Source organism: Lysinibacillus sp. FJAT-14222, assembly GCF_001278875.1.
In the GTDB taxonomy this organism is placed as follows: domain Bacteria; phylum Bacillota; class Bacilli; order Bacillales_A; family Planococcaceae; genus Lysinibacillus; species Lysinibacillus agricola.
Genome location: NZ_LIYL01000021.1, coordinates 372,157 through 378,185, shown reverse-complemented (window position 1 = coordinate 378,185; position 6,029 = coordinate 372,157). Strand labels below are relative to the sequence as shown.

Sequence of the window (6,029 nt, the reverse complement as noted above, 5' to 3'; positions counted from 1 at the left end):
ACGGAGTTTGATGTTTTATAGTCCCATCCTTTTTAAAATTGGTAGGATTGGTACTTCTACGACTTCTATCCAACTTGCGTAATAAACGTCTTTTTTGTTTCTCCAATAAAGGTACTTCTGGAGCAAGTTGTTGGATGAAAACTGTTTCTTCTGAAACAATCGCAACAGTAGAAGGACCCATGTCAATACCTACTCGTTTTTGTTTTTGATAGGAATGCCGAAAGGCTCCTGTTGATGGAATTTTCTTTGCAGGAGGAATCCCATCCATCACAAGTTGTACGTAAAAAATATGTTTTCCACGAATCACTTTTTTGACTAGACGACAGTATTTAATGGTATGAAGGGCAAGGGATTCTTTTACAAACAAATCTTGTTTACGAATACGAACAGGAAGGGTTAATCCATTCCAATAGACAATATTTTCTTTAAATCGAATGCCTGCTTTATTAGATTTCCCTTCTACAGAATGAAGCATTTCGTACCGTTTAAAGTGTGCTTTACTCCCTTTAAATAGAACATCTTGAACCGCTTTCCAGACAGTAGAGGCGATTTTCTGAGAAGTATTGCTGTCTATATGTTTTTTATAGTTATGTTGATGCTTTTTAATATACGCATGCAGTTGATATTCACTTAATCCAAAAGATTGACGAATGTTATCTAATTCTTTTGCGATCTGCTTCAATTCTTTTGAATCATTCGTTTTTTTCGCTTTTTGGTAACAACGTAATTGTTTTCGATAGTGTTTTGAATCTTGCATGAAAGTATATTGTTTTACTGCATAAGACAAAGTTGTATTATAGAGTGTACGAGCAATTTCAAAACGTTTTAATAGGAGATCCTTTTGCCATGTATCTATAAGTAACTTGAGTTCTATAATAAAACAATCTTTCTTCCATTTCGTCATTACCCGCCACCCCTTTGTTTTTCGATTATTCACAATATACAATATAAACATATGTTCTATAAAGAAAAAGCACTTCATTCCTCCCACCTCTGAAGAAGGGGGCTTCCTGAAGCTCACTTCTGTGAACATGATGCCGATGCTATATAGGCTCGTTTATCCTGTTCAGTTGTATCGACACCAATATGGTAGCACACTCTCGGACAATTTCTAGGTGTTAAAAAATTCGGCAAACATGTATCGTTAATTGCCCATACTAGACCTTTTTCTGGATCTAAATCTAGTCGATCAGGTAATCGGGGATGGAATACGGTAATATCGCTTTCCTCACTCACATGAAATATACGCACATGCTCCCCTCCTTTATGTTCTTAATTTAAATACGATAAAATCTGCACAATGCAAATCTTCCTCGAATTGTGGATACTTTATTAGCATCTCTTTTGAAGGCATCGGTTCGATAACGTCCTCTATAGAAAAGCCTGTTTGAATAATTGCTTTCATATAGCTCGCTAATGTTCGGTGATAAAATACAATTTTTTCATCGGAATCTAGCGGAAGCTTTTGATCATATACCCCTTCATAAAAATAACGCTGAACCTTCCAATACTGTTGATCAAGCCGTTCATTTCTTATCCATCCACTATTCGGCGTAACAAAGCACGGGTGAAGAATAGAAAAGATGAAAGTACTATTAGGTTTTAAAAGACGATACATTTCACTCAAAGCTGCCTTATAATCCTCTAGATCTTGAAGGACCATATTGGAAACAATACAATCGAACTGTTCATCTGATAAAAAATCTAGTTTTTCGCAATTTCCATGTTTATATTGTATAGGAACTTCCTCATATGTTCTTTCTCTAGCAATTTCTAGCATCTTTTCTGAATAATCAACTGCTGTTACAATAGCCCCTTTTTGAGCAAGTATTCTACTTAAATAGCCTTCTCCGCAGCCTGCATCTAGTAACCTTTTTCCTTTCACCTCTTCTAATAATGAAAAATGGCTGGATTTAATAATACTTCACGGTGTATGCCACCATGTTCATCGTAGTTTGCTGTAAACCTTTCTGCATGTTGATCCCAGCGTTTAATCGCTTCTTCTGTCGGTACTGTTCTTGCCATACAATTCCCTCATCTCTGTATAGAATCGTAACGTTACGTCCCTTGTGCACATTACTATTTTTTCATATACACCCAAAAAGTTATAGACTTTTATTTTATTTTTTTATATCATTTAGATTGAGGCACGCCATCTTTAGTAAAAATATAAGCCAGAAATTCCCAATCGGATTTCTGGCTTTTCTTATTTTAAGGGCTAGATTGAGTTTTGATAGGTAAAGCATTGTCTACAGTGGCCTGTCGTTTAACAGTGATCCATCTTCCACATAACATGACAATCAATGCAAAAAATACAATGACTCCTGCAAATACAAGCGCTGCCTTGTAGCTACTATAAACCGCCACAAGCTGACCCGCGATAATTGGTCCGATAATTTGTCCAAATGCATAAAACGTTGTTAACAATGATACTACTGGACCGCTTTGTGTTGGGAATAGCTGACGTGCATAGGAGGTCGTTAACGTCACAATTCCTACAAATGTTAAGCCGAATAAAAATGACGATAATAATACGCTCCATACTGTTTGTGAAAATACTGGTAACAAGATGCCTATTACTTGTAATATATATGCGAAAAACAAAATTTTGATGGCAGAGAATTTTTCTAATAATACAGTCCAAACAGGTGCTGACGGGATCGCCGCTACCCCAACAATGACCCAGCTATATGAAGAGTATGCTTGTAGTGAAGGAATATTGTGAATGATATCTACTAAAAAAGTACCTGTAATAATATAGCCTAACCCCTCAAAACCATATGCAACAATTAGCCATGGCATAAAGCCCTTTGTCATTTTCGCATCAGAGGATTTAGCAGTTTTCACACTATCTTGTACATGCAAATCTCTCCAAAGTATATATGTCACCACTAAAAAAACAGCAGATAATATCCCTAAGCCAATCCATGTACCTTGCCAAGCAAAACGTACTTCAATTACAGGGACTAATAAACCTGAAATAGCAATTCCTAATCCAATACCGCCAAATAAATAGCCAGACCATTTTGTAAGGGAATGCTTTGCTAAATAATCCATAACAATACTACATGTTAATACAAAAATAAGTCCCCCTGTAATGCCTGCAATCAGACGAAGCACAAGCCAAACACTATATATTTCAATGATTCCCATAAGAACAACAGAAAGGACATTCAAGACAACACTTAACAATAAAAAGTTCTTCTTTTGGCGATTGATAAATCCTGCCCACAATGCACCGATGAAATAGCCAATATAATTACTCGATGCCAAAAATCCTGCAACTTCAAACGAAAATCCGACATCATGACGCATAAATGGCAAAATTGGCGTGAATGCAAACCGGCTAATCCCCATAGCCACTACAAGTAATAGCACCCCACCAAATAAAATTCCGATGTGCTGTCGATTCATCTTGTCCCCACCCCCTAAAATCTTCTTGTAATTAAAAGGATACAGAGTGAAAATTAATAAATCTAATATATAATTTATATAAAAGGATAAAAAATTTTTATAAGAGGTGGGATACATAATGAATTTACATGCGCTTAGATTATTCACAAAAGTTGCTGAGCTTAAAAGTGTTTCAAAGGCAGCGCAAGCTCTAATGATTAGTCAACCTGCCGTTACCATTCAAATTAGAAATTTAGAAAAAGAACTAGGCTTGACTCTTTTAGAATCGAAAGGTAGAGGAATTGCTTTAACACAAAATGGCGAGTTTTTATTTAAACAGGCTCAGCGATTATTCGATTTAGAATTGGATATTGAAAACAAACTAGAGCAATTAAAAAATACAGGTAATGAAGAATTACAAATAGCTTCTACCCATGTTCCATCCCATTTCTTATTACCGAAATGGCTCGCAAAGTATAAACAAGCCTATCCAACAACTAATATCCACATTAAAACGGCTAATTCCCAGCAAGTTATTGAAGAATTACTTCACTATAAGGTTGATATGGCTTTTATCGTAAAAGAGGATGGTCATCATCCAGATATTAATTATCAATTTCTCATGAATCTCGATTATTGGTTTATCGTCCCATTTGGTCATCCGCTGGCAGATCAGAAAGTGTCATTAACGGAATTAATGCAGCAGCCATTTGTTTCACGAGAAGATGGTAGCTCTACAAAAGAATATTTAAATGCTTTATGTAAAGTTCATAAAATTCCACCACCAAGAGTAGGACTACAATTGGACGGTATCAATGAATCCATTTACGCCATTGCAGCTGGGTATGGTACGATGCTAGCTCCATCCATAGCGGCTTCTAGCTTTATTCAACGACAGCAAGTAGCGCGAGTTTTTATAAAAGACATCGATATTCAGCGTCCTATTTATCTTTGTACAAGAAAAAATGAACAAAATACCTCTTCGACCTTTAATACTTTTATTAACATCATCAATGACTCAATTTCATAACAAATACTTTTCAAAAGTTTGAACTACACAAAATTTGTGCAATAACGAATTGTTGTGTAGTTTTTTTATTTACAAAAAATTGTAATCTACTATATCTCATAGTCTCATCACCATGGGATTGATTTCCGTTCCGACCTGGTGCTTTCCTGGGGTGCCCGATGACCGCTTCTGAAAATTTATAACAAAGTTCGATAATTTTTAATAAAGGTTGATTAAAATCATCTTCCCTCTAGAGAGCTCTTAGTTGAGAGATGATTTTTTATTGGATAGATATTTATGTCACTATAAAAATTGTGAAGAAATGTACTTAAACTAACGACGTAGAATAGTTGAAGAAGGATTTGTCTATTCTCAGGAGAACTTATATATTTATTGAACTAGGAACAGAAGAGTTAAATGAAAAAATATTATTAATGTGAGGAGATGATTTTTTGGTTAGTCTATTGGAAAATACATTCCAAATATCAGCAATAATATTACTCCTATGTTCATTCTATTACTATAGGCACTTTAAGAAAATTAGGAGAGAAAGAAGATTAACTTCATTTGAGTTTTCGATTTATATCATAACTCAAGTTGCAATTTATCTTTGTGCAGTTAGTTATATGCTTCTGTTTTTGGATAGAAATTTTGGGTAGAAATTATTAAACTCCCATGAAAGAACGTAATAATCTTTCATTTTCTGTGGTGAAGTGCTGATTTTTGCGCTACATGGATGGCTAACGAGGGCTTTACTTGAAGAACATTGAGTTGCATATGCAGCTCTTTTTTTATTGAACTAACGAGCAGATTAGTTTAATAAAGATGGATATAATAAATAGATTGCCGTGTATAAAAATCTAAGGGAGGGATGCATATGGAAAACTTTGAAGATCTTTTACCAAGACATAAATTTGATAATGATAGAGTAGAAATGATTAAAAAAATGGATAGAGATAAAATATTGCCTATACTGCCTAACCTCCTCGAATGGATTCAAGATATGAATTGGCCTGTGGCACCAAGCGTATTAGGATTACTTTTAACTTTTCCAGAAGAAATTGTCCCACATGTGCAAGATGTTTTATCTTCAGATGATGATAACTGGAAGTGGTTTATTTTACACTTTTTAGTTATAAAATTACCGATAGAGTCCAGAGTTCAGTTTAGAGAGTATTTAACAAGAGTGGCTGAAACACCTACACATAATGAACTCGCAGAAGAACTTGATGAAATCGCAAAAGAGATTTTGGAAATAATCTAAAAGGTGCTTTAGCGTTCCAGAATAATCAATCTTTATTATAAAAATGAATAGAGACAAACAGATAAAACCTCGTATTTTCAAAATACGAGGTTTTATTTAATCAGGAAACTGAGGATTGCCAGCAAATTTTAATCAATCTTTTTTCAAAAGTGACAGCTTCGCTAGAGCTCCATGATCTCGGGCCGACAGATGTTTTTTGCGCGAAAGCGAAGCGTCAGCGGCAACAGCACGAAGTTGGTCACGAAGGCGTTATCACAGGATGTGATGGTTTTAGCCTTCGTTTCTTTATTGCTGATCCCCAAGGAGTCGCCCAATCTCCACTCCAATCAACTATATTAGTATAGGTTTGACAAATGTCATCCC

Annotated in this window: 5 protein-coding genes and 2 pseudogenes; 3 read left to right on the top strand and 4 right to left on the bottom strand. The window is 35.2% G+C overall.

Annotated features, from left to right (window positions below; genetic code table 11):
- From AN161_RS11420 to AN161_RS11405, 4 genes and pseudogenes are all read right to left on the bottom strand, one after another.
- A pseudogene (locus AN161_RS11420) lies at positions 1-904 on the bottom strand (hypothetical protein); the annotation flags it as partial.
- 113 nt (positions 905-1,017) lie between these two features.
- Positions 1,018-1,251 carry a DUF6886 family protein gene (locus AN161_RS11415; RefSeq protein ID WP_241774548.1) on the bottom strand — a complete coding sequence of 78 codons (234 nt, stop codon included), beginning with the start codon at positions 1,249-1,251 and terminating at the stop codon, positions 1,018-1,020.
- A gap of 13 nt (positions 1,252-1,264) precedes the next feature.
- Positions 1,265-2,025: pseudogene (locus tag AN161_RS11410) on the bottom strand (class I SAM-dependent methyltransferase).
- Positions 2,026-2,211: 186 nt separating this feature from the next.
- A complete protein-coding gene (locus tag AN161_RS11405; protein WP_053594467.1) occupies positions 2,212-3,414 on the bottom strand; it encodes a YbfB/YjiJ family MFS transporter in 1,203 nt (400 codons plus the stop codon).
- Positions 3,415-3,532: 118 nt separating this feature from the next.
- Between AN161_RS11405 and AN161_RS11400 the strand changes: the two genes are divergently transcribed.
- The 3 genes from AN161_RS11400 (at position 3,533) to AN161_RS11395 (ending at position 5,666) form a co-directional block, all read left to right on the top strand.
- Positions 3,533-4,423 (top strand): LysR family transcriptional regulator, encoded by an 891-nt coding sequence (locus AN161_RS11400; protein WP_053594466.1) that lies wholly within the window; start codon positions 3,533-3,535, stop codon positions 4,421-4,423.
- A 431-nt stretch (positions 4,424-4,854) separates the two neighbouring features.
- Positions 4,855-5,061 (top strand): hypothetical protein, encoded by a 207-nt coding sequence (locus AN161_RS30575; protein WP_075807225.1) that lies wholly within the window; start codon positions 4,855-4,857, stop codon positions 5,059-5,061.
- A 218-nt stretch (positions 5,062-5,279) separates the two neighbouring features.
- Entirely contained in the window at positions 5,280-5,666 is a 387-nt protein-coding gene (locus tag AN161_RS11395; RefSeq protein WP_053594465.1) for a DUF5071 domain-containing protein, read from the top strand.
- Positions 5,667-6,029: the final 363 nt, after the last annotated feature.